The organism is Pseudomonas sp. UF-293 (assembly GCF_058245595.1).
In genome coordinates, this window is the sequence record NZ_JBSICA010000033.1 from 20,998 (window position 1) to 45,146 (window position 24,149).

The window sequence follows — 24,149 nt, forward strand, 5'->3', positions numbered from 1 at the left end:
GACAGTACTTAGCTGGCCAGCACCCGGGCCAACGTTGATTTCACCTTGCCCATGCCGTCGTGCAGGGCCTGCTCGATTTCGGCCATGGTGATGACTTCGGTGGTCTTGCCCGCAGCCGGATTCACCACCAGCGCCAGGCAGGCGTAATCCAGATCCAGCTCACGGGCCAGCGCCGCTTCCGGCATGCCGGTCATACCGACGATGTCGCAGCCGTCACGTTCCAGTCGAACGATCTCGGCCACCGTTTCCAGACGCGGACCCTGAGTGCAGGCGTACACGCCTTGATCGCTGTATTCGCAGCCTTCGGCGGCGACTGCGGCAATCAATTGCTGACGCAACGGCTCGCTGTAGGGAAAGCTGAAATCGATGTGCGTGACGTGTTCCAGATCATCGGCGAAATAGGTGTGCTCGCGCCCGCTGGTGTAGTCGACGATCTGGTGCGGCACGCAGAAATGCCCGGTACCCATGGCCGGGTGGATCCCGCCCACCGCGTTAACGGCGATGATCGCTTCGGCACCGGCCTGCTTCAGCGCCCAGAGGTTGGCGCGGTAGTTGACCTTATGCGGAGGGAAGCGATGCGGGTGACCGTGACGGGCGAGGAACAACACTTCCTTGCCGGCGTACTCACCAATCTGCACCTCGGCCGAAGGCACGCCGTACGGGGTGTCGACTGCCAGCGACTGGCGAATGCTCAGGCCTTCGAGCTGAGTCAGGCCGGTGCCACCGATGATTGCGTAAACGGTCATAACGAAAAATCCTTAATCGATCAGTTGAGCGTCTTTGAGCGCGCCGAGGGCGGTGAGCCAACGCGGGTCCTGACGATAATCGGTGCTGGCGAAGGCCTGACCGCGCATCCTGGCAATACGTGCCGAAGGCTTGACCTTCATGCGCTGCGCCGCGCTGAGCGCCAGTTCGGCAGCGGCGCGGTCGTTGCATACCAGGCCCATGTCGCAGCCAGCAGTGAGCGCGGCTTCGATGCGGCTGGCAGCGTCGCCGACCACGTGGGCGCCGGCCATCGACAGATCATCGCTGAAGATCACGCCATCGAACTGTAATTCGCCGCGCAGGATGTCCTGCAGCCAGCGTCGGGAGAAACCGGCGGGTTGTGAATCGACTTGCGGATAGATGACGTGGGCCGGCATCACGGCGGCCAGTTGCTTGCTCAAACGGGCGAAGGGCACCAGATCGTTGGCGCGGATCTCGTCAAGACTGCGCTCGTCGTTCGGGATCGCCACGTGGGAGTCGGCTTCGGCCCAGCCATGGCCCGGGAAATGTTTGCCGGTAGCGGCCATGCCGGCGCTGTTCATGCCGCGAATGAATGCACCGGCGAGCAAGGCTGCGCGCTCGGGATCCCCTTCGAAGGAACGGGTGCCGACCACGGCGCTGCGCTGATAGTCCAGGTCCAATACAGGGGCGAAACTCAAGTCGAGCCCGACGGCCAGCACTTCGGTGGCCATGATCCAGCCGCATTGCTCGGCGAGATACTCTGCATTCGGGTTATCTGCGATGGCGCGCATCGCTGGCAGACGGACGAAACCCTGACGCAAGCGCTGCACGCGCCCGCCTTCCTGATCCACCGCCAGCAGCAGATCCGGGCGAATCGCGCGGATCGCGGCGCTGAGTTCACGCACCTGACGTGGATGCTCAATGTTGCGGGCGAAAATGATCAGGCCGCCCACTTCGGGCTGACGCAACAATTGGCGATCTTCGGCCGTCAGCCAGGTACCGGCGACGTCCACCATCAACGAGCCTTGCAGGCCAGCAGTCATAGAGATTCCTTGAAAACGAAAAACCCGATCGGCATGCACCTGCTTCCCTGGGCAGTGCCCGGACGGTCAGCAGAATTCATGCAGATCGGGTTCAGTACGAGAGTCGGCATGGCCGGCTAGCTTAGCGGATAGCAGCTGCCGCGCCCACCCGTGCGCGGTCAAACCTTGGCGGCGACCGGCGTGGACTTGCTGCGCGGACGCAATTGCGCGCTGGCCATGGCTGTATCGGTAACGCCGGTTTCGGCGCGCATGCCGGCCGCGAGGAACGGCACCATCAGGCGCATGACTTGCTCAATGGAGGTATTGACGCCGAAATCAGTTTCGGCAATCGCGCGCAGGGCCTTGATCCCGGACATGCTGAACGCTGCGGCGCCGAGCATGAAGTGCACGCGCCAGAACAGCTCGATCGGCGGAATGCGTGGCGCCGCTTCGTTGACCAGCAGCATGTAGCGGCGAAACACCTTGCCGTACATGTCTTCCAGATAACGTCGCAAGTGGCCCTGGCTCTGACTGAACGCGAGGCCAAGCAAGCGCATAAAGATCGACAGATCGTTACCGCTGCGAGGCTGCACGACGAGTGCTTGCTCGACGAGTATTTCCAGCAGCTCTTCGAGCGTCGGCTTGTTTTCCGGTTTGGCCTGACGGCGCTCCAGCTCTTTGTCGAGGCTGACGCAGAACGGTCCGAGGAAACGCGAAAACACCGCTTGGATCAGCGCCTTCTTCGAGCCGAAGTGATAATTCACCGCAGCCAGATTGACGCCAGCCTTGCTGGTGATCAAACGCAATGAGGTTTCAGCGAATCCTTTCTCCGCGAACAACTGCTCGGCAGCATCAAGAATGCGTTCAACGGTTTCCGACTGGGCCATGGCTACTCCGCCTGACAAACACTTGTTTGAAACATACGTTTCAGCCTGTGCCTTGTCAAGCCTGCCGGTTCGTTTTGGGAATGGTCGGTCAGCTATTTAACCATACAACGCGCTGGCATTAATAAACGCTCATCGTGACCGCTCGGCGGGCGGCAAAAAAACGCCCATTGCCAAGATTGCTTCACTGTATATAATCCCAGTCACTGTATAAAAAGACAGAGCGATCAATATGCTAAAGCTGACGCCACGCCAAGCCGAGATTCTGGCCTTTATCAAACGTTGCCTCGAAGACAACGGCTATCCGCCCACCCGTGCGGAAATCGCTCAGGAACTGGGTTTCAAATCGCCAAACGCGGCGGAAGAACATCTCAAGGCCCTCGCCCGCAAAGGCGCGATCGAGATGACCCCGGGCGCTTCCCGCGGCATCCGTATTCCCGGCTTCGAAGCCAAGGCCGATGACTCCACCCTGCCAATCATTGGTCGAGTGGCTGCCGGCGCGCCGATCCTCGCCCAGCAGCACATCGAAGAATCCTGCAACATCAATCCGACCTTCTTCCATCCTCGCGCCGACTACCTGTTGCGCGTGCACGGCATGAGCATGAAGGACATCGGTATTTTCGATGGTGACCTGCTGGCAGTGCACACCACTCGCGAAGCGCGTAACGGCCAGGTTGTGGTCGCCCGTATCGGCGACGAAGTGACGGTCAAACGCTTCAAGCGCGAAGGCAGCAAAGTCTGGCTGATCGCCGAGAACCCCGAGTTCGCCCCTATCGAAGTCGACCTGAAAGATCAGGAACTGGTGATCGAAGGCTTGAGTGTCGGCGTCATTCGCCGCTAAAGGAGGCTCCATGCAGTTCCCACACACACCTCAGCAAACACAACTGCCTTTATTCGAAGCGTTTCTGGCGCAGCCGATAGCGCCGATTCTGAAAGACGTGGTCGAGCGTGACTGGAATGCCAAACCTGACGCCTTCAGTGAGCTGTCACTGCGGGGTGCGGCCGGGAACTGCCTGAACCTGCTCGCGCCGATCCTGCGTGAGCTCAGCGAAGATCAGGATGCGCGCTGGCTGACGCTGATCGCTCCACCCGCCAGCCTTACACAAGCATGGCTACGCGATGCCGGCCTGAACCGCGAGCGCATCCTGCTGCTGCAACCGCGCGGCACTCAAAGTGCCCAGCAACTGGCCTGCGAAGCGTTGCGCCTGGGTCGCAGCCATACCGTAGTCACCTGGCTCAACCCGCTGAATGCCAATTCACGGCAACAACTGATCAGCGCCGCGCGGACGGGCGAAGCTCAGAGTCTGAATATTCGTTTGGGTTGATTGCTGGATAATGCGCGCTGTGTGAAGCGCAGGGCTTCTCCAGGGACAGAGAAGCCGATCTGTAGCGCAAACGACCGAGAAACGGCCAAGGCGCGATCAATGAAGAACCCGCGGCCCCTCATCCTTATCAAACTCACCTTCAACCATGCGACCTGCCATCTGCACGCCAACGCTCAACATCGCTTTGGCGATTTCAACGTGCTGGCCTTGCAGGAACGCTTTGGCGTCCTCGGAGAAATCCAGCGTCACCAGAGAACCTTCGTCCTCAGCCCTGCGCAGTTCGATTCGGCCGTCTGGTAACTCGACAATCTCTAGAAAGGACGTTGGCATATAGGTCTGTTCTCCACGAAAGGCAGCGATTATATAGACATCATTCGAGCTTCGCTCGGGATCTTGACCAGCAGCATGTTTCAGATTGCCACTGCGCCAAACTACCTCAGCACTCGTTCAAGCCTTCCCGGAAACGCAGGGCCAGACCTTTGAGGTTCTGCCGCCAGCTCTCCAACTCCTCTCGACTTAGCTCTTCTGGCGGCTCTTCTTCATCAAGATTAATCGCTTGAATCAGCGGCTGCGTTACGTCGCCTTTCGGCTTGCGTGGTGCCCTCGGTGGCTGAAACAGTGCTGCGTGCGCCGCCAGCAGTTTCGCCAGCCAGGTTTCCGGATTACCGGCCAGCTCGACCATTTCGGCCAGCTCCGGGATCGCTATCGATTCCAGCACTTCGCGCTTCAACAACTCCTCTGCCCGCGGCGATTGGGCCTGCGGCAGACGATAGAAGCCAGCAATCTCATGGCACAAACCCAGCAGTGCGCCGTATAAGTGGAACAACGCCGACTCACGCCCGGCCTGGATCAGCGCCAGAGAATTCATCGCCCGCCCCTCTTCAGCACGAGCCAGAGCTTCGAGTGACAGGCCGGCGAAATAGATCTTCTGGTTGGTGCGGGTATAGAGTTCGTGGGCCATGACGGCAGCCTCCACAACGAAATAATTGCTTCACACAGGCCCGGCAGTGTCATGGATCAGCCGATGCCAGCGCAAGCACAAAACAAAAAGGCCGCATGAAATCCCGAAGGTTTCATGCGGCCTTTTTGTTGTTGAGACTAACGCTTACTCAGCCTTGGCCTTTGCGCTGCGCTTGTCTTCAACTGTCCACTTGCCGCCATCGTAGTACGCCTTCCAGCCCGTAGGCTTGCCGTCGACTTCGGTCTGCACGTATTGCTCCTTGGTCTTGCGGCTGTAGCGGATGACCGCTGGAAGGCCGTCAGGATCCTTTTGCGGAGCCTCGCACAGGAAGTGATATTTCGGATCAATCTCGTCCTTGTGCGGCAGAATCTCGATCACCAGCGGGGCGCGGGTCTCGCGGTTTTTCGGAAACTGACTGGCGGCCAGGAACAGCCCGGAGGCACCGTCCCGCAGGATGTAGGTGTCGTTGACCTTTTCGCATTTCAGCTCAGGCATCTTCACCGGATCCATCTTCGGCGGCGCTGCATCACCGCTCTTCAGCAGTTTGCGCGTGTTCTTGCACTCAGGGTTGGTGCAACCGAAGAACTTGCCGAAACGGCCGGTCTTGAGCTGCATCTCGCTGCCGCACTTGTCGCACTCAAGACTCGGACCTTCGTAGCCCTTGATGCGATAGCTGCCCTCTTCGATTTCGTAACCGGCGCAATCCGGGTTGTTGCCGCAGATGTGCAACTTGCGCTTTTCGTCCAGCAGGTAAGCGTCCATCGCCGTGCTGCAGATCGGGCAGCGATGCTTGCCACGCAGTACCAGCGACTCCGATTCTCCCTCGTCGTCCGCGGCGATTTCATCGCCTGGCACCAGGTTGACCGTGGCCTTGCAACGTTCTTTCGGCGGCAGGCTGTAGCCCGAGCAGCCGAGGAACACGCCAGTCGATGCGGTACGAATCTGCATCGGACGACCGCAGGTGGTGCACGGAATGTCAGTCATGACCGGCTGGTTGGCGCGCATGCCGCTGTCCGGGTTTTCCGCTACTTCGAGTTTCTTTTTGAAGTCGCCGTAGAACTCGTCGAGCACGTTTTTCCAGTCGCGTTCGCCCTGCGCCACGTCATCGAGATTCTCCTCCATGCCGGCGGTGAAGCCGTAGTCCATGAGATTGGAGAAGCTCTCGGACAGACGTTCGGTGACGATGTCACCCATCTTTTCCGAGTAGAAACGACGGTTGTGCAAGGTCACATAACCGCGATCCTGAATGGTCGAAATGATTGCAGCGTAAGTCGAAGGACGACCGATGCCGCGTTTTTCCATTTCCTTGACCAGACTGGCTTCGGAGTAACGCGCCGGTGGCTTGGTGAAGTGTTGCGACGGATCGAGCTTGATCAGCTTCATCACATCGCCCTGGGCCATGTCCGGCAGCACGTCGTCATCGCCGGGCTTGGCAATTTGCGGCATCACACGGGTGTAACCGTCAAACTTGAGGATACGGCCCTTGGCGCGCAGCTCGAAGTCGCCAGCACCGACGCTGACGGTGGTCGACAGGTATTGCGCCGGCAGCATCTGGCAGGCGAGGAACTGACGCCAGATCAGCTCGTACAGACGCTCAGCATCGCGCTCCATGCCCGCCAGCTTGCTTGGCGTGGTATTGGCGTCGGACGGACGAATCGCTTCGTGGGCCTCCTGCGCGCCTTCCTTGCTGCTATAAACGTTCGGCGTTTCCGGCAGGTACTTCTTGCCGAATTCGTCCTCGATGTAAGTGCGCGCCATCGCCACGGCGTCGGCCGAGAGATTGGTCGAGTCGGTACGCATATAAGTGATGTAGCCGGCTTCGTACAGACGCTGGGCCATCATCATGGTTTTCTTCACGCCGAAACCGAGGCGGTTGCTCGCAGCCTGCTGCAAGGTCGACGTGATGAACGGCGCCGAGGGTTTGCTGCTGGTCGGCTTGTCTTCACGCTTGACGATGCTGTAGCTGGAAGACTTGAGTTTCTCCAGCGCGGCCATGGCCTGGGCTTCGTTCAGCGGCTTGAAGGCTTCGCCTTTTTCGCGAGCCACTTCGAAACGCACGGTCGAGCCTTTGGCAGTGCCGAGATCAGCGTGCACTTCCCAGTATTCTTCAGGAATGAACGCACGGATTTCTCGCTCACGCTCGACCACCAGCTTCACGGCAACCGATTGCACGCGACCGGCGGACAGCCCACGGGCGATTTTGGCCCACAGCAACGGCGACACCATGTAGCCAACCACGCGGTCGAGGAAGCGACGCGCCTGCTGGGCGTTGACACGATCAATGTCCAGTTCGCCCGGCTCGGAGAAGGCTTCCTGGATCGCCTTTTTGGTGATCTCGTTGAACACCACGCGCTTGTAGCGGCTGTCGTCACCACCGATGGCTTCGCGCAGGTGCCAGGCAATGGCTTCCCCCTCGCGATCCAAGTCGGTTGCGAGATAGATGGTGTCAGCATCCTTGGCGAGCCGGCGCAGCTCTTCGATGACTTTCTCTTTGCCGGGAAGGATCTCGTACTTGGCCTTCCAGCCGTGTTCGGGATCGACGCCCATACGCGAGACCAGCTGCTTGCGCGCTTTGTCTTTCGGCGAGAGCACCGGACCTTCGCCCGCAGCAGCCTTGCCACGCTTGGCGGCTGGCTCTTTGCTGGCGCTAGCCGAACCGCTGGTGGGCAGGTCTCGGATATGGCCGATACTCGACTTCACCACGTATTGGTTACCCAGATACTTGTTGATGGTCTTGGCCTTAGCCGGGGATTCCACAATGACCAGCGATTTGCCCATGGATCAGAAAATTCCTGAATTCTAGAAGTGAAAGGCGGTTGGCGCCTGACGCGGCACCGCTATATATAGTTGATACAAGGTGAGGTCAAGCGCAGGGTTCTTTGCGCAGTTGCCTCAAACCTTGTCAAAAAGGCTCGGTTCGGCTTGCACCAAAGCAAAGCGCGGCACCTGCTCGCCGTCAACCTCGACCGACTCGGCGAACATGCTCAACGGGCGCACCCAAAAGCCGTAATCGCCATACAGGGCTTGGTAAAAGACCACTTCTTCTTCGGTTTCGGAATGCCGCGCAACACTGAATACACGGTATTGCGGACCTTTGTAATGTTGGTAGAGCCCAGGTTGTATCGGCATGCTTCGGCCCTCACTGAAATCTTTTCAAAAATAAATAAAAAACCCAAAAACAAAAACCGGGGCACTGGGCCCCGGCTTCCATCGACGAGACGCTTAAACGCGTTCGAAGACGGTGGAGATGCCTTGGCCGAGACCAATGCACATAGTGGCCACCCCGAAGGTGCCGCTATTCTGCTTCATCACGTTCAACAGGGTGCCGGAAATACGCGCACCGGAGCAACCGAACGGGTGACCCAGGGCGATTGCGCCGCCGTGCAGGTTAACCTTCTCGTTCATCTTGTCGAGCACTTTCAGATCTTTCAGCACTGGCAGAGCCTGTGCGGCGAAAGCTTCGTTGAGCTCGAAGAAGTCGATATCGTTGATGCCGAGGCCCGCACGCTTCAAGGCTTTTTGTGTCGCCGGCACTGGACCATAGCCCATGATTGCCGGATCCACACCCGCCACCGCCATCGAACGGATTACTGCCATAGGCTGGATACCCAGGTCCTGGGCGCGCTGCGCCGACATCACGATCATGCACGAAGCACCGTCAGTGATCTGCGACGAAGTACCGGCAGTCACGGTGCCGCCCTTCGGATTGAAAGCCGGCTTGAGCGCCGCCAGACTTTCCAGGGTGGTTTCCGGACGAATGGTTTCGTCGTAGTCGTACAGTTTCAGGAAACCGTTCTCGTCGTAACCCTGCATCGGGATGATTTCGTCCTTGAACTTGCCTTCCACGGTTGCCTTGTGAGCCAACTGGTGGGAACGCACGCCAAAGGCATCCTGCTGCTCGCGGGTGATGCCGTGCATCTTGCCGAGCATTTCAGCGGTCAGACCCATCATGCCCGAGGCTTTCGCCGCGTACAGCGACATGTGCGGGTTCGGATCGACACCGTGCATCATGCTCACGTGGCCCATGTGCTCGACGCCGCCGACCACGAACACGTCACCGTTGCCGGTCATGATCGCTTGCGCAGCAGTGTGCAGCGCGCTCATCGACGAACCGCACAGACGGCTGACGGTCTGGCCTGCGGAGGTGTGCGGGATCTGAGTCATCAGCGACGCCATGCGTGCGATGTTCCAGCCCTGCTCCAGGGTCTGGTTGACGCAACCCCAGATCACGTCCTCGACTTCCGCCGGGTCGACCTTGCTGTTGCGTTCCAGCAGTTTGCTGATCAGGTGCGCCGACATGTCTTCGGCGCGGGTATTGCGGTGCATGCCGCCCTTGGAGCGGCCCATCGGAGTACGACCGAAGTCGACAATCACGACGTCTCTAGGATTCAAGCTCATAAGTTCACTCTCACTCTAGTTGGGGGCGCTTAACCGAAGAAGCTCTGGCCGTTTTTGGCCATTTCGCGCAGCTTCGCGGTCGGGTGGTACAGCGCGCCCAAATCAGCGTACTGGTCAGCCAGGGCAACGAACTCGGCAACACCGATCGAATCGATGTAGCGCAGCGCACCGCCACGGAATGGAGGGAAACCGATACCGTAGACCAGACCCATGTCGGCTTCGGCGGCGGTTTCAACGATGCCGTCTTCCAGGCAACGCACGGTTTCCAGGCACAGCGGGATCATCATCCAGTTGATGATGTCTTCGTCAGTGACTTCGCGCTGCTCGTAAACGATCGGCTTGAGCACTTCGAGTACCGACGGATCGGCGACTTTCTTCTGCTTGCCTTTCTTGTCGGCCTCGTAGGCGTAGAAGCCCTTGCCGTTCTTCTGGCCCAGGCGCTTGGCTTCGTACAGCACGTCGATGGCCGAGCGACGGTCATCCTTCATGCGGTCCGGGAAACCTTCAGCCATCACGTCACGACCGTGGTGGCCGGTGTCGATGCCGACCACGTCCATCAGGTACGCAGGACCCATTGGCCAGCCGAATTTCTCCATGACCTTGTCGATACGCACGAAGTCGACACCGGCGCTGACCAGTTTGGCGAAACCGCCGAAGTACGGGAACAGCACGCGGTTGACCAGGAAGCCCGGGCAGTCGTTGACGACGATCGGGTTCTTGCCCATTTTCTTCGCATAGGCAACGGTTGTCGCGATCGCCAGCTCGCTGGACTTCTCGCCACGGATCACTTCCACCAGCGGCATCATGTGCACCGGGTTGAAGAAGTGCATGCCGACGAAGTTTTCCGGACGCTTGAGGGCTTTGGCCAGCAGGCTGATGGAAATGGTCGAGGTGTTGGACGCGAGGATGGTGTCCTCTTTGACCTTGTCTTCGACTTCAGCCAGTACCGCTTGCTTGACCTTCGGGTTCTCGACCACAGCTTCGACAACCAGATCGACGTGACCGAAGTCACCGTACGACAGCGTCGGACGAATGCCGTTGAGCACTTCAGCCATTTTCGCGGCGGTCATGCGACCCTTGTCAACGCGGCCGACCAGCAGCTTGGCGGCTTCAGCCAGACCCTGCTCGATACCGTGCTCGTTGATGTCCTTCATCAGGATCGGCGTGCCTTTGGAAGCCGACTGGTAGGCGATACCGCCACCCATGATACCGGCGCCCAGTACAGCGGCCTGCTTCACGTCTTTGGCGATTTCGTCGTAGGCCTTGGCCTTTTTCTTCAGTTCCTGATCGTTCAGGAACAGGCCGATCAGGCTCTGCGCGGCAGAGGTTTTCGCCAGTTTGACGAAGCCTGCTGCTTCCACTTCCAGCGCTTTGTCGCGACCGAAGTTCGCGGCCTTCTGGATAGTCTTGATCGCTTCGACCGGCGCCGGGTAGTTCGGACCGGCCTGACCAGCTACAAAACCTTTGGCGGTTTCGAAAGCCATCATTTGCTCAATGGCGTTCAACTTGAGTTTTTCAAGTTTCGGCTGACGCTTGGCTTTGTAATCGAACTCGCCAGAGATGGCGCGCTTGATCAGCTCAAGGGCAGCTTCCTGCAGCTTCTCAGGGGCGACCACAGCGTCGACGGCGCTGACTTTCAGCGCGTCTTCAGGACGGTTTTCCTTGCCGGCGGCAATCCACTCGATGGCGTTGTCGACACCGATCAGGCGTGGCAGACGTACGGTACCGCCGAAGCCTGGGTAGATGCCCAGTTTGACTTCCGGCAGACCGATCTTGGCCTTGGTGGACATGACGCGATAGTCGGCCGCCAGGCACATTTCCAGACCGCCACCGAGGGCGATGCCGTTGATGGCCGCGACAGTTGGCACGTTGAGGTCTTCGAAATCGCTGAAGATCTTGTTGGCTTCGAGATTGCCAGCAACCAGCTCGGCATCCGGCAGCTTGAAGTTGTCGACAAATTCGGTGATGTCGGCGCCGACGATGAATACGTCCTTGCCGCTGCTGACGATCACACCCTTGATCGAAGCATCTGCCTTGATGGTGTCTACGGCCTGACGCAGTTCGTTCAGGGTTAGACGGTTGAACTTGTTGACGGACTCACCCTTGAGGTCGAATTTCAATTCGACGATACCACTTTCAAGAGCTTTAACCGTGATGGCTTTACCTTCGTAAATCATCAACTGATCTCCACGATATGGAAGCTGAACAGTACACGTCGGACGCAGGCTTATGGCTCAGAAGGACGCTTTGTTCGTCGATGCTGACACCGTCCGCCTGGCACACCCGCCAACGCGATAGTCGGGATTCTGTAGGAGCAGTCTGTAAGACAAACGCTCAATTCATACGCCCGTTTGATTCGGGTACGTCACCTTCACGGAATTTCCGACAATTGTCAATCGCCCTAAATTCGGGCTGAAACGCGACTTTGCAGTCATTTCTGCACCATAATGAGCAGCAACACTCGCCCCGATGTTCAACCATTCATAGAATCAATAGTTAGAAAAGTCGCCCTAATTTCCGCCGAGCCCTGTGCAGAAGGCTACGCTGGGTGGACAGCGAGGAAATTTGCCGAGGCAATCAAAGCGCCTGCGGCAAAAAAGATTACCGGCCTGCCTGGCCAACCCGCCCGACGAATCATGTCGGGCTTTTTATTGCGCGTCTGCCAGACGCTCCGCACCGTTGCAGTGAGAAAAATCGCCGCTTCACGCCAGCGCTTTCAACGTCGTGTCGATATCCTGCAGAACCGTCGCCTCGCCCTTCTCGCCCCAATACAACGCGATCATCTGCTTGTCCGCTTCGATTTTGAAAACATTACCCGGCAATTTTTCGAAATAATCGAGCAGCGCCCGCTCATCGCAGACTTCCTGCCATTGATTGACCCAAACGCCCGGGGTTTTCTGCCAGTAGGTCCAGCACGCAGGTTGACTGCCACGCCGCGGCCGGTGGTACTGGGCGCAGGGATTCGGCGGCTCCGGCAGCAGCCAATGCGGCCACTCCTGCGGCGCCAGCTGCATGGCCAGGCCGATGCGTCGCGCCTCCATGCGCAAGGCCATGCGCCCGCTCTGCGTGCGCGATGGGCGTAACCAAGCCAATGGACTTAAAACTACCAGCAGGATTGACACCACCAGCCAGACCGTCATATCTGTACTCCCGATTTTTGATGAGCCCATTGTGTCACTAGCGAACCAATGCGCTTGAAACCAGCCATACTTACCAATATCGAACCCTCAGGAGGAGCACCTCATGCCCTACCACCACATACTGGTCGCCGTAGATCTGACCGAAGAGTGCGACCCTGTGATCCACCGCGCCCGCGAGCTGTCGGTGAGCAACGCTGCGAAGTTGTCGCTGGTGCATATCGTTGAACCTATGGCCATGGCCTTCGGTGGCGACGTGCCAATGGACCTGTCACAACTGCAACAACAGCAGTTTGATCAGGCCAAGGAGCGTCTTGAAAAACTCAAATCGAAATACCCCGAGCTCGAAGGCGCCAATTGCCATCTGACCTACGGCCAGCCACGCCAGGAAATCCATCATTTCGCCAAGGAACAAGCGTGCGATCTGATCGTGGTCGGAAGCCATGGCCGTCATGGCCTGGCGCTGCTGCTCGGCTCGACCGCGAATGATGTGCTACATGGCGCGCCATGCGATGTATTGGCGGTGCACCTGGTCAAACGCTGATCTGTCTTGCTCTTTGTGGGAGCGAGCCTGCTCGCGAATACGTCGGCACATCAATATGAGTGCTGCCTGACACACCGCTTTCGCGAGCAAGCTCGCTCCCACAGTTGACCTGCTCCCGCCTGTAGATCGCATTACATATGAAAAGCCCGGCGCTCATCACTGAGCGCCGGGCTTTTTCACATCAGCAGCAATCAGGCATCCAGCTCGGCCCAACGCTCCACCAACGCATCCAGCTCGGCCTGCAATTGCTCCAGCGAAGCAATCACCTTGGCCGTTTCCGCCGGCGGACGCTGGTAGAAACCGGCTTCAGCCATTTCCGCTTCAACCGCGGCGATCTGCTGCTCCTTGGCGTCGATGTCGCCCGGCAAGGCTTCCAGTTCGCGCTGCAGCTTGTAGCTCAGTTTCTTCTTGGCAACCGGAGCGGCAGCGGCAGGCGCAGCCACTGGAGCCGGCTCCGCGGTAACCACCGCCGAATTCAGGTCAGCCTTGCCCGATTTGCTTTCAGTCACGCCCAGCAGACGCGGCGAGCCGCCTTGGCGGATCCAGTCCTGATAGCCACCGACGTATTCACGAACCTTGCCTTCACCTTCGAAGACCAGGGTGCTGGTCACCACGTTATCGAGGAATGCCCGGTCGTGGCTGACCATCAGCACGGTGCCGTTGAAGGTCAGCAGCACTTCTTCGAGCAGCTCGAGGGTTTCCACATCGAGGTCGTTGGTCGGTTCGTCGAGGACCAGCAAGTTCGCCGGTTTGCTGAACAGCTTCGCCAGCAACAGACGCGCACGCTCACCACCGGACAATGCCTTGACCGGCGTACGCGCACGCTGCGGGCTGAACAGGAAGTCACCGAGGTAACTCAGCACATGGCGGCTCTGACCGTCGATATCGATAAAGTCGCGACCTTCGGCGACGTTGTCGATCACGGTTTTTTCCAGATCCAGCTGATGGCGCAACTGATCGAAGTACGCCACGTCGATGCGCGTGCCCTCTTCCACTTTACCGCTGGTCGGTTGCAAACCGCTGAGCATCAGTTTCAACAGCGTGGTCTTGCCGGTACCGTTGGCGCCGAGCAGGCCGATACGGTCGCCGCGCTGCAGGACCATGGAGAAATCCTTGATCAGGAAAGGCCCGCCCGGATGCGCAAAGCTGACATTCTCGAGCACCATCACCTGTTTGCCGGACTTGTCCGCGGTTTCCAGCTGGATGTTGGCTTTGCCGGTACGCTCGCGACGCTCACTGCGCTCAACACGCAGGGCTTTCAGCGCGCGGACGCGACCTTCATTACGGGTACGCCGGGCCTTGATGCCCTGACGGATCCACACTTCTTCCTGAGCAAGACGCTTGTCGAACAGCGCGTTGGCGGTTTCTTCAGCGGCCAGCGCAGCTTCTTTGTGCACGAGGAAACTGGCGTAGTCGCCGTTCCAGTCGATCAGTCCACCGCGATCCAGTTCAAGAATGCGCGTGGCGAGGTTTTGCAGGAAGGAACGGTCGTGCGTGATGAACAGCACGGCGCCCTGGAAATCTTTCAACGCCTCTTCGAGCCAGGCAATCGCACCGATGTCCAGGTGGTTGGTCGGTTCGTCGAGCAGCAGCAGATCCGGTTCGGACACCAGCGCCTGCGCCAGCAGCACGCGACGACGCCAGCCACCGGACAGCTCGGCGAGGGTCTTGTCGGCCGGCAGTTGCAGGCGGCTGAGGGTGCTGTCGACCAGCGTCTGCAAGCGCCAGCCGTCACGGGCTTCGAGATCGTGCTGGACGTGCATCAGCTTGTCCAGATCAGCGTCGGTGACGATGTTCTGGCTCAGATGGTGGTATTCGGCGAGCAAGGCGCCAACACCGTCGAGGCCTTCAGCCACCACATCGAATACCGTCCGGTCGTCGGCCACCGGCAATTCTTGCGGCAATTCGCCGATTTTCAGACCGGGGGCACGCCACACCGAGCCGTCATCAGGCTTCTGGTCGCCCTTGACCAGTTTCATCATGCTGGACTTGCCAGTGCCGTTGCGGCCGATGATGCACACCCGCTCACCACGGGCGATCTGCCAGGACACCTTGTCCAACAACGGCATAGCGCCGAACGCAAGGGACACATCGCTGAATTTGAGCAGGGTCATGAGCTTCTCCAAAAACCGGGCGCGCATTCTACCTGACTTGAGGCTCCAGCAGGCCGGCAATTTGTCTGTCGAAGCACTCTGCACAACAATTGTTGCGAACTTGTGCAGCGAGGCGCGCAAAGCTTTCGCCGCTTGCTGGCAAAAGGCTAAGCTACAGGCAATTCAGTGCGGATTCCGATCGGCACTTGTCATGATTTCTCTGCCCGGATGTCTCATGCGCAGTCGCCTTTTCAGTGTTTTGTCCTGCTTGTTTCTCACCGCCACTGCCGCTCAATCCGTCCAGGCGGTGGACCTTTCTACCCAGCGCCAATATTACGATGAAGCCAAGCGCGCCTTGGCCAAAGGCGATACCGGCCCGTATTTCCGCTACAGCCAGGCGCTGGCCGATTATCCGCTGGAACCATACCTGGCCTACGACGAACTGACCGCGCGGCTGAAAACCGCGAGCAACGCGGAGATCGAGAAGTTCCTCGCCGAACACGGTGATTTGCCGCAAGCCAACTGGATGAAGCTGCGCTGGTTGCGCTGGCTCGCCGACCGCGGCGACTGGGCGACCTTCGTCAAGTATTACGATCCGAAACTGAATTTCACCGAACTCGACTGCCTCAACGCGCAGTACCAGATCAGCCACGACAAGAAAGCCGAAGGCTATGCCAGTGCGGAAAAACTCTGGCTGACCGGCAAATCGCAACCGGCTGCGTGTGACGCCCTATTCGGCATCTGGGCCGCCGATGGCCAGCTAACCGAGCAGAAACGCTGGGAGCGCACCAAACTTGCCGCGCAGGCCCGCAACTATCCGCTGGCCAACAGCCTGATCAACGGCCTGACCACCCTCGCCCCACGCGGTCGTTTGCTGGTCGACGTGGCGCAGAAACCCGAACTGCTCAACCAGCCGTCGCGCTTCACCCCGGCCGATGAGCCGATGTCCGGCGTCGTCAGCCTCGGCCTGCGACGCCTTGCTCGGCAGGACCCGGACAAGGCCATGGCTCTGCTCGACGGTTACGCCAGCAGCATGCATTTCTCTCGCGATGAAAAAGTCGCGATCGCCCGCGAGATCGGCTTGACCCTGGCGCGCCGTTTCGACAGCCGCGCGCTGGATGTCATGACCAAATACGATCCGGAGCTGCGCGACAACACCGTCTCGGAATGGCGCATGCGCCTGCTGCTGCGTCTGGCACGCTGGAATGATGCCTACGAGCTGACCAAACGCCTGCCGCAAGACCTTGCCACCACCAACCGTTGGCGCTACTGGCAGGCGCGCAGCCTGGAACTGGCCCAGCCGCAGAATCCGCAAGCGCTGACCCTGTACAAGAATCTGGCGCGGGAACGTGACTTCTACGGCTTCCTCGCGGCTGATCGCTCGCAATCGCCTTACTCGCTGAACAACAAGCCGCTGGTGCTCAGCCAAGCGTTGATCAACAAGGTTCGTAACACCCCCGGCGTGCGCCGCGCGCTGGAGTTCCATGCACGCGGGCAGATCGTCGATGGGCGCCGCGAGTGGTATCACGTCAGCCGTCATTTCAACCGCGATGAAATGGTCGCCCAGGCCAAACTGGCCTACGACCTGAAATGGTACTTCCCGGCGATCCGCACGATCAGTCAGGCGCAGTACTGGGACGATCTGGACATCCGCTTCCCGATGGCTCATCGCGATACACTCGTGCGTGAAGCCAAGGTTCGCGGCCTGCATTCGAGCTGGGTGTTCGCCATCACCCGGCAGGAAAGCGCCTTCATGGACGACGCGCGCTCCGGCGTCGGCGCCAGCGGTCTGATGCAATTGATGCCTGGCACGGCCAAGGAAACCGCGCGCAAGTTCAGCATCCCCCTGGCCTCACCGCAGCAAGTGCTCGATCCGGACAAGAACATCCAGCTCGGCGCTGCTTACCTCAGCCAGGTACACAGCCAGTTCAACGGCAACCGCGTGCTCGCCTCCGCCGCTTACAACGCCGGCCCCGGCCGCGTGCGTCAGTGGCTGCGCGGCGCCGATCACCTGAGCTTTGACGTCTGGGTGGAAAGCATCCCGTTCGATGAAACCCGCCAGTATGTGCAGAACGTGTTGTCGTACTCGGTGATCTACGGGCAAAAGCTAAACTCGCCGCAACCTTTGGTGGATTGGCATGAGCGGTATTTTGATGATCAATGAGCAGGCAGCGACCGCCGGAGAATGAAAAATGCCCGTATCGTGAGATACGGGCATTTTTTATGGCGGATTACTGGGTCGTTTACTGGGTCGGTTAATCAGGCTGACCATCATTAAACTGCAACGCCGCCAGCCGCGCGTACAGCGGATTACTGGCGATCAATTGCTGATGTGTCCCCACCGCTACCAGCTTGCCTTGATCCATCACCGCAATCCGATCAGCGTTCTTCACCGTGGCCAACCTGTGAGCGATCACCAGCGTGGTGCGGTTCTCCATCAGCGTTGGCAGGGCCTGCTGGATCAGATGTTCGCTCTGTGCGTCGAGGGCGCTGGTGGCTTCGTCCAGCAACAGGATCGGCGCGTCCACCAGCAAGGCGCGGGCAATGGCCAAGCGCTGGCGCTGACCGCCGGACAACCCGAGGCCGCCATCTCCCAGATGAGTTTGATAGCCGTCCGGCATTTGTTCGATGAAGTCGTGGGCGTGGGCAATTCGCGCAGCTTCCTTGACTTGCGCAAGCGTGGCGGTCGGGCAGCCATAGCGAATGTTCTCCTCCACACTGCCGAAAAACAGCGCCGGGGTTTGCGAGACCAGCGCGAAACAGCGGCGCAGATCAAGCGGGTCAAGGCTGGTAAGCGGCACGCCATCGAGCAGGATCTGACCCTCGCGCGGATCGTAAAAGCGCAGCAACAGGTCGTAGACCGTGGACTTACCCGCGCCCGAGGGCCCCACCAACGCCAGGGTTTCGCCCGCCCTCACTGTCAGATTCAAGCCATCGACGGCGTAGCTTTCCGGACGCGAGGGGTAGGAAAAGCGCACGTCGCGCAGTTCAAGTTCACCTTTGACTCGCGCTGGCAAAGTGACCAGTCCGGTCAACGGTGGCTGGATGATGTTTTCCGAACGCAGCAACTCTGCGATGCGTTCTGCTGCGCCAGCAGCACGCTGCAGTTCGCCGATCACTTCGCTCAGCGTGCCGAACGCGCTGCCGACGATCAGGCTGTAGAAAACGAATGCCGCCAACTCACCGGCTGATATCCGCCCCGCCATCACATCCATGCCGCCGACCCACAACATCACCGCCACCGCGCCCAGCACGAGCACGATCACTAGGGTGATCAACCACGCCCTCTGGAAGATCCTTTTACGCGCGGTTTCGAACGCTTGCTCGACGGTCGAGGCGAAACGCTGCTCGTCCTGCACCTGGTGGTTGTAGGCCTGCACAGTTTTGATCTGGCCGAGGGTTTCCGACACATAGCTGCCAATGTCGGCGATGCGGTCCTGGCTCTGGCGCGACAGATTGCGCACGCGGCGGCCGAAAATCAGGATCGGCGCGATCACCAGCGGTAACGCAATCACAACGATGCTGGTGAGTTTGGGATTTGTAATGAACAGCAAAACCACACCACCGATGACCATCAGCAGGTTGCGCAGGAACAGCGAGAGCGACGAGCCGATCACCGATTGCAGCAGCGTGGTATCAGCGGTCAGGCGCGACTGGATTTCCGAGCTGCGGTTGTCCTCATAAAAGCCCGGATGCAGATACACCAAGTGATTGAACACCTGACGGCGAATGTCGGCGACCACGCGCTCGCCAATCCACGAAACAAGATAGAACCGCGCAAAAGTGCCCAGTGCCAGCCCGAGCACCAGCAGCATGAAAATGCCGATGGACTGATTGAGCAGATGTGGCGACCGGGTCATGAAACCCTGATCGACCAACAACTTGATGCCCTGCCCCATCGACAGGGTAATGCCGGCGGTGACGATCAGCGCGAGTAAAGCGCCGAAGGCATGCCAGCGGTACGGCAGGAGAAAATGACTGGTCAGGCGCAGGGCGCGCCGGTGTCGGGAAGAAAGCATGGAGATCATGGAGTTCACGTCTGCGCAGATGGATCGGGCCAGCCTACAGGTTCAGATGGGGTGGAACTCTGTAAATCACAATGAGTCAGGTTAAATATGCCCGGGATGTCCGGATGCTAGAAACGATTGGTCTAAGGTTGCGGTTGAGACCGGCGGTCAATTCTGTTTGAGTAGAGATGCCGCCCGCCGACAGACCGCAGGGAGTTGTCACAGCCTGGTCACGTGGCGGTTTTAACTTAGGCACACAACCTGAAGAGGAGACAGGCCATGTCCTTGCAACACAGCAGCGAAGACAAGATTGAAGTGATCCGCACCAAACCCGACCAGTCTCTGGGTTGCTCGATTATCGATGAGCAGGGCCGCGAAGTACCGATCACTGAAGACATGATCCAGGACGCTTGCCGCGAGCTGGAGAAGCGATTGGTCAAGCCTGCCGAACAAGAATGATGTAGCCACCGTCTTCCTGACCCGGCCCTGATTGGCCGGGTTTTTTATGCTCCTGATTTAGCTGCAAATCGTGTAGGAGCTGCCGAAGGCTGCGATCTTTTGATCTTCAAAAAGCAAGATCAAGAGATCGCAGCCTCGTTTCACTCGACAGCTCCTACAAGACACGGATTGCCCCAAGCGCCGCCACAATCTGCCGCAACACCGGCGACTCCCCTTCAATCCGCACCTTCAGCCCTTCGATCTCGCGTCGCACCGGATACTGCTTGCGCAACACATCAAACGCCGTACGCTGTTCAGCGACATTTCCCACCAGGCTGCGGCGAAAATCCGCATCATCCCGGCGCGGGTCGTACACACCCCGGCACAGCATCGCCAGCGCCCACGCCGGATCGCTGTCACCGTGCAAGGAAATTTCCGACAACCACGGCGCTGGCAACAGATCACTCAACTGGATAACCGCAGGTTGGCCGCTGAAAGCACAGTAGGCCTGATAGATCTGCGCGGTCCCGCGTTGCTTGCCGTCGAGGCTGTAACCGGCAATATGTGGCGTGGCCAATACGCAGAGCTCGGCCAGCGCAACATCAACTTCGGGTTCTTTTTCCCAGACATCGAGCACTGCCTGCAGGTCCTCGCGCTCCAGCAGCACCTCACGCAGCGCAACGTTATCCACCACAGGGCCGCGCGCCGCATTGATCAGCCAGGCACCCTGCTTGAGTTGCTGCAAACGCTGTTGATCGAACAGGTGCCAGGTTGCAGAGTCGCCGCTGCGGGTCAATGGCGTATGCAGACTGATCACGTCGCACTGCTCGATGATCTGCTCAAGGCTGAGATAATCGCCGCCCTCGGCAGCCTGACGTGGCGGATCGCAAACCTTGACGTTCCAGCCCAGGCCCTTCAGGACCTTGATCAAACGCCCCCCCACTTCACCGGCGCCGACGACGCCGTAAGTACGCTGAGTCAGATCCGCGCCTTCGATTTCGGCCAGCGTCATCAGACTGCCCAGAACGTAATCGACCACGCCACGGGCATTGCAACCCGGCGCGCTCGACCAGCAGATCCCGGCCTCGTTGAAATAATCCAGATCCAGATGATCGGTGCCGATGGTGCAGGTGCCGACAAAGCGCACCTTGCTGCCTTCAAGCAGCGCACGATTGACGTTGGTCACCGAACGCACCAGCAACACATCGGCCTGCTCGACCGTTGCACGGTCAATGGAGCGGCCCGGCACTCGGCGGATGTCGCCAAAACCGGCAAAAAAGGCATCGAGCAGCGGGATATTTTCGTCGGCAACAATCAGCATGGCGGGCTCCTTGGGCGGATCGGCAGTTTAGGTGCAGACGCGCCGATCAGCCAGCAGGGTTTGCGCTTACAAATACGTAACAGAGGATTTTTCCTGACCGAGGCGTCAGCGGCGTAGAATGCGCCGCGTTGCGCATCAATACTTTCTGGACGCTTTGCCTGTGAACCCTGTAACTGACCAACCTGTCGCCGTCTCGCTGAGCCGCCCTGCGCGGATTCGTCTGGAGCTGAAAAATCTGCTCGCTCTGGCCCTGCCGATCATCATCGCGCAACTGGCGACCACGGCCATGGGCTTCGTCGATGCGGTAATGGCCGGACGCGTCGGGCCCAAGGACCTGGCGGCAGTGGCGCTGGGCAACTCGATCTGGGTTCCGGTGTTTTTGTTGATGACCGGCACCCTGTTGGCCACCACGCCAAAAGTCGCGCAGCGCTTCGGCGCAGGCAAGCACAGCGAAATTGGCCCGATTGTGCGTCAGGCGTTGTGGCTGGCATTGGTAGTCGGATTGATCGCCACCTCGATGCTGGTCGCCGCCGAGCCGGTGCTGCATCTGATGAAGGTCGATCCCGAATTGATCGGCCCGTGCATGCAATATCTGCACGGCATCGCCAGCGGCTTGCCGGCGGTGGCCTTCTATCACGTGCTGCGCTGCACCAGCGACGGCATCGGCCGCACCCGCCCGGCCATGGTGCTGGGCCTGTGCGGTCTGGCATTGAACATCCCGCTGAACTACATCTTCATCTATGGCCACTTCGGCGTACCGGCCATGGGCGGCGTCGGCTGCGGTTGGGCCACGGCGATCGTGATGTGGGTAATGGCGCTGGGCCTGGCCGGGTACGAACGCTGGGCACCGGCCTATCGCTCGAGCGAATTGTTCAGCCGTTTCGACTGGCCGCAGTGGGCGGTGATCAAGCGTCTGCTGTCGATTGGTTTGCCGATCGGCATCGCGGTGTTTGCCGAGTCGAGCATTTTCGCAGTGATTGCGCTGCTGATCGGCAGCCTCGGCGCGACGGTAGTGGCCGGGCATCAGATCGCGCTGAACGTCAGCTCGCTGGTGTTCATGATTCCCTATTCGCTGGGCATGGCGGTCACTGTGCGTGTCGGCCAGGCGCTGGGCCGCGAGGAACCGCGTGAAGCGCGTTTTGCCGCTGGAGTTGGCATGGGCACGGCGCTGGCCTACGCCTGCCTGTCGGCGAGCCTGATGCTGGCGCTGCGCGAGCCGATTGCGGCGATCTATACCGCTGATCCAACGGTGATTCACATTGCCGCGATGCTGATTGTCTATTCGGCGCTGTTCCAGTTTTCCGATGCGATCCAGGTGACCGCCGCCGGCGCACTGCGTGGCTATCAGGACACTCGTGTGACGATGATCCTGACTCTCTTCGCCTACTGGGGCATCGGTCTGCCGGTCGGTTATGCGCTGGGCCTGACCGATTGGCTCGGCGAGCCACGCGGTCCGAGCGGTTTGTGGCAGGGTTTGATCGTCGGCTTGAGCTGCGCGGCGCTGATGCTGTCAATCCGGCTGACACGCAGCGCGCGCAAGCGGATTCGGATCAGCCGTTCGGCGGGCTAAGACTTACTCAGAACAAAAATGTGGGAGCGAACCTGCTCGCGAATGCGCTGTGCCAGTCAGAGCTAATGTCGACTGACACTCCGCTTTCGCGAGCAGGCTCGCTCCCACAGTTGTTTTATGTCTAGCTACTGCTAGGCGTGCTTCTTGCGAATCCAGTACAGATAAGTACCGGCCTCTTCCTGCTGGCTGACCAGTTCGTGGTCAAGAAACACGCAGAACTTGGGGATATCGCGCTTGGTCGAGGGATCGGTGGCGATCACCTTGAGCAGGCCGCCGGGCACCAGGTCGCGAATGTGCTGGTGCAGCATCATCACCGGTTCCGGGCAATTGAGGCCGGTGGCGTCGAGGGTGCCATCGACCGGGGTATCGATCATTTCACTCATGGTTCACTCCAGAAACTGGCCGGCATTGTCGCGCATTGCTCGGGATATCGTCCAACCCATGTGGGAGCGAGCCTGCTCGCGAATGCGGTGTTTCATCCAACATTGATGTCGGCTGACAAGACGCTTTCGCGAGCAGGCTCGCTCCCACAAGAGTTCGCTCTGCTTCAGCGGGATTTGGGTTTTTTGCTGTCGTGCCGGCGCAGATGGCAAGTCACTTCCTCGCGGTCGTGGTACAGCTGCTTGCAGCCGATATCAACCTTGATCCCACGTGCCTTGAAACCATCGGCAATGCGCTCGAGCAGACGTTTCACTTCGGCATAACGCTGTTTCATCGGCAGCTTCAGGTTCACCACTGCTTCGCGGCAATGCCCCTCGCCGATCCATTCTTCCAGCATCGCCGCGTTGCGCGCCGGTTTCTCGACGATGTCGCAAACCATCCAGTCCACCGGCTGCTTCGGCTTGAAGGTAAAACCGTCCGCCATCAGATGCTGGACCAGCCCGGTTTCCATCAGGCTTTCAGCCATCGGGCCGTTGTCGATCGCCGTCACCAGCATGCCCCGGTTGACCAGTTGCCACGTCCAGCCGCCCGGCGCGGCGCCGAGGTCAACGCCAGTCATGTCACCGTGCAGGCGGTCTTCCCACTGATCACGTGGAATGAAGTGATGCCACGCTTCCTCCAGCTTCAAGGTCGACCGGCTGGGCGCCTCGCGAGGAAACTTCAGGCGCGGAATGCCCATCGGCCACATCGCCGAATTGCCGGCATCGGCCATGCCGAGAAACACCTCGCGGCCACTTTTGAAGGTAAGCAACAAACGCGGCTTGCTGGCGTCTTCCACCAGTTTGCCGGCGGCGGTCAGTGCCTTGCGCAGCGGGCCTTCGAACTTTTTGCAAAAATTCGACAGTTCCTTGCCGTCATTGGTATCGACCACTTCCAGCCAAAGGCTGCCAAACACCGGGAAATCGGCCATGTGCGCGAGGATCACGCTGATCCGGTCGTTTTCCGGCAGATCGATGAAAAAGCCGCGCGCCCACTGCCGCGGGAAGATCAATTCGGCGAAACGCTGACCGCGCATCAGGCGTTCGGCGCCGTCCGCTTCAGTGCAGACAAACTCGGCGCAGGCCGCCGCCGTTTTGGCTTTGGCGTAACCGGCCACATTGAGACGGGCGGCCAGGTCGGAAATTTCCGAACAGACTTCGCCTTCGAAGCCGGGCCGGCAATGCATGAATAGGGTGTTCATTCTTACTCCTGGGCAACGGTCGATCATTCGGCCGCTGCGCGATGCTCAAGCCTTGCGTTACCGCAATGCCTGTCACGAAAACCGGCGCATGATAGCCGAAGT

Annotated in this window: 21 protein-coding genes; 6 read left to right on the forward strand and 15 right to left on the reverse strand. The window is 59.5% G+C overall.

Annotated features, from left to right (window positions below; translation table 11 throughout):
• Positions 1-8 precede the first annotated feature (8 nt).
• The 3 genes from AC4IHP_RS24055 to AC4IHP_RS24065 form a co-directional block, all read right to left on the reverse strand.
• Entirely contained in the window at positions 9-746 is a 738-nt protein-coding gene (locus AC4IHP_RS24055) for an S-methyl-5'-thioinosine phosphorylase (RefSeq protein ID WP_490832922.1), read from the reverse strand.
• Between the two features lie 12 nt (positions 747-758).
• The gene (gene nagZ / locus AC4IHP_RS24060) at positions 759-1,757 is read right to left on the reverse strand and encodes a beta-N-acetylhexosaminidase (protein ID WP_490832929.1); all 999 of its coding nucleotides are present in this window, start codon (positions 1,755-1,757) and stop codon (positions 759-761) included.
• Between the two features lie 170 nt (positions 1,758-1,927).
• Entirely contained in the window at positions 1,928-2,635 is a 708-nt protein-coding gene (locus AC4IHP_RS24065; RefSeq protein ID WP_042609037.1) for a TetR/AcrR family transcriptional regulator, read from the reverse strand.
• A gap of 229 nt (positions 2,636-2,864) precedes the next feature.
• Between AC4IHP_RS24065 and lexA the strand changes: the two genes are divergently transcribed.
• Together lexA and sulA are read left to right on the forward strand one after the other, a co-directional pair.
• On the forward strand, positions 2,865-3,473 hold the full coding sequence (gene lexA, locus AC4IHP_RS24070) for a transcriptional repressor LexA (protein WP_016775490.1): 609 nt from the start codon (positions 2,865-2,867) through the stop codon (positions 3,471-3,473).
• 10 nt (positions 3,474-3,483) lie between these two features.
• Entirely contained in the window at positions 3,484-3,957 is a 474-nt protein-coding gene (sulA, locus tag AC4IHP_RS24075) for an SOS-induced cell division inhibitor SulA (RefSeq protein ID WP_460120412.1), read from the forward strand.
• A 96-nt stretch (positions 3,958-4,053) separates the two neighbouring features.
• Here sulA and AC4IHP_RS24080 read toward each other — a convergent pair whose 3' ends face one another.
• From AC4IHP_RS24080 to AC4IHP_RS24110, 7 genes are all read right to left on the reverse strand, one after another.
• A complete protein-coding gene (locus AC4IHP_RS24080; protein WP_007953047.1) occupies positions 4,054-4,287 on the reverse strand; it encodes a hypothetical protein in 234 nt (77 codons plus the stop codon).
• Positions 4,288-4,393: 106 nt separating this feature from the next.
• Positions 4,394-4,918 carry a DUF6586 family protein gene (locus AC4IHP_RS24085; protein WP_490832923.1) on the reverse strand — a complete coding sequence of 175 codons (525 nt, stop codon included), beginning with the start codon at positions 4,916-4,918 and terminating at the stop codon, positions 4,394-4,396.
• Positions 4,919-5,062: 144 nt separating this feature from the next.
• Positions 5,063-7,696, reverse strand: coding sequence for a type I DNA topoisomerase (gene topA / locus AC4IHP_RS24090; protein WP_129999684.1), 2,634 nt, complete (start codon positions 7,694-7,696; stop codon positions 5,063-5,065).
• A 114-nt stretch (positions 7,697-7,810) separates the two neighbouring features.
• A complete protein-coding gene (locus AC4IHP_RS24095) occupies positions 7,811-8,047 on the reverse strand; it encodes a DUF1653 domain-containing protein (RefSeq protein WP_460120416.1) in 237 nt (78 codons plus the stop codon).
• Positions 8,048-8,140: 93 nt separating this feature from the next.
• Entirely contained in the window at positions 8,141-9,316 is a 1,176-nt protein-coding gene (gene fadA, locus AC4IHP_RS24100; RefSeq protein WP_016775495.1) for an acetyl-CoA C-acyltransferase FadA, read from the reverse strand.
• Positions 9,317-9,345: 29 nt separating this feature from the next.
• Positions 9,346-11,493, reverse strand: coding sequence for a fatty acid oxidation complex subunit alpha FadB (gene fadB, locus AC4IHP_RS24105; RefSeq protein WP_024013640.1), 2,148 nt, complete (start codon positions 11,491-11,493; stop codon positions 9,346-9,348).
• Between the two features lie 525 nt (positions 11,494-12,018).
• Entirely contained in the window at positions 12,019-12,456 is a 438-nt protein-coding gene (locus AC4IHP_RS24110; protein ID WP_460120418.1) for a hypothetical protein, read from the reverse strand.
• A gap of 103 nt (positions 12,457-12,559) precedes the next feature.
• Between AC4IHP_RS24110 and AC4IHP_RS24115 the strand changes: the two genes are divergently transcribed.
• Positions 12,560-12,997 (forward strand): universal stress protein, encoded by a 438-nt coding sequence (locus AC4IHP_RS24115; RefSeq protein ID WP_016775498.1) that lies wholly within the window; start codon positions 12,560-12,562, stop codon positions 12,995-12,997.
• Between the two features lie 191 nt (positions 12,998-13,188).
• On the opposite strand, the gene AC4IHP_RS24120 is transcribed toward AC4IHP_RS24115, so the two are convergent.
• Positions 13,189-15,111 carry an ATP-binding cassette domain-containing protein gene (locus AC4IHP_RS24120; RefSeq protein ID WP_039760799.1) on the reverse strand — a complete coding sequence of 641 codons (1,923 nt, stop codon included), beginning with the start codon at positions 15,109-15,111 and terminating at the stop codon, positions 13,189-13,191.
• Positions 15,112-15,325: 214 nt separating this feature from the next.
• On the opposite strand from AC4IHP_RS24120, the gene AC4IHP_RS24125 reads away from it, so the two are divergent.
• Positions 15,326-17,254 carry a transglycosylase SLT domain-containing protein gene (locus AC4IHP_RS24125; RefSeq protein ID WP_490832924.1) on the forward strand — a complete coding sequence of 643 codons (1,929 nt, stop codon included), beginning with the start codon at positions 15,326-15,328 and terminating at the stop codon, positions 17,252-17,254.
• A gap of 91 nt (positions 17,255-17,345) precedes the next feature.
• Here the strand turns inward: AC4IHP_RS24125 and AC4IHP_RS24130 are convergent, their stop codons facing one another.
• Entirely contained in the window at positions 17,346-19,118 is a 1,773-nt protein-coding gene (locus AC4IHP_RS24130; protein ID WP_490832925.1) for an ABC transporter transmembrane domain-containing protein, read from the reverse strand.
• A 258-nt stretch (positions 19,119-19,376) separates the two neighbouring features.
• On the opposite strand from AC4IHP_RS24130, the gene AC4IHP_RS24135 reads away from it, so the two are divergent.
• A complete protein-coding gene (locus tag AC4IHP_RS24135) occupies positions 19,377-19,556 on the forward strand; it encodes a PA1571 family protein (protein WP_024013646.1) in 180 nt (59 codons plus the stop codon).
• A gap of 154 nt (positions 19,557-19,710) precedes the next feature.
• Here the strand turns inward: AC4IHP_RS24135 and pdxB are convergent, their stop codons facing one another.
• Complete coding sequence (gene pdxB / locus AC4IHP_RS24140; RefSeq protein WP_460120423.1) at positions 19,711-20,856, reverse strand: 4-phosphoerythronate dehydrogenase PdxB; 1,146 nt, start codon at positions 20,854-20,856, stop codon at positions 19,711-19,713.
• A 160-nt stretch (positions 20,857-21,016) separates the two neighbouring features.
• Here pdxB and AC4IHP_RS24145 point away from each other — a divergent pair, with 160 nt between their 5' ends.
• Positions 21,017-22,426, forward strand: a complete 1,410-nt coding sequence (locus AC4IHP_RS24145; RefSeq protein WP_038862250.1) for an MATE family efflux transporter — start codon at positions 21,017-21,019, stop codon at positions 22,424-22,426.
• Positions 22,427-22,557: 131 nt separating this feature from the next.
• On the opposite strand, the gene tusA is transcribed toward AC4IHP_RS24145, so the two are convergent.
• Both tusA and rlmM read right to left on the reverse strand, forming a co-directional pair.
• The gene (gene tusA / locus AC4IHP_RS24150; protein ID WP_460120427.1) at positions 22,558-22,809 is read right to left on the reverse strand and encodes a sulfurtransferase TusA; all 252 of its coding nucleotides are present in this window, start codon (positions 22,807-22,809) and stop codon (positions 22,558-22,560) included.
• Positions 22,810-22,973: 164 nt separating this feature from the next.
• Positions 22,974-24,047 (reverse strand): 23S rRNA (cytidine(2498)-2'-O)-methyltransferase RlmM, encoded by a 1,074-nt coding sequence (gene rlmM, locus AC4IHP_RS24155; protein ID WP_490832926.1) that lies wholly within the window; start codon positions 24,045-24,047, stop codon positions 22,974-22,976.
• Positions 24,048-24,149 lie beyond the last annotated feature (102 nt).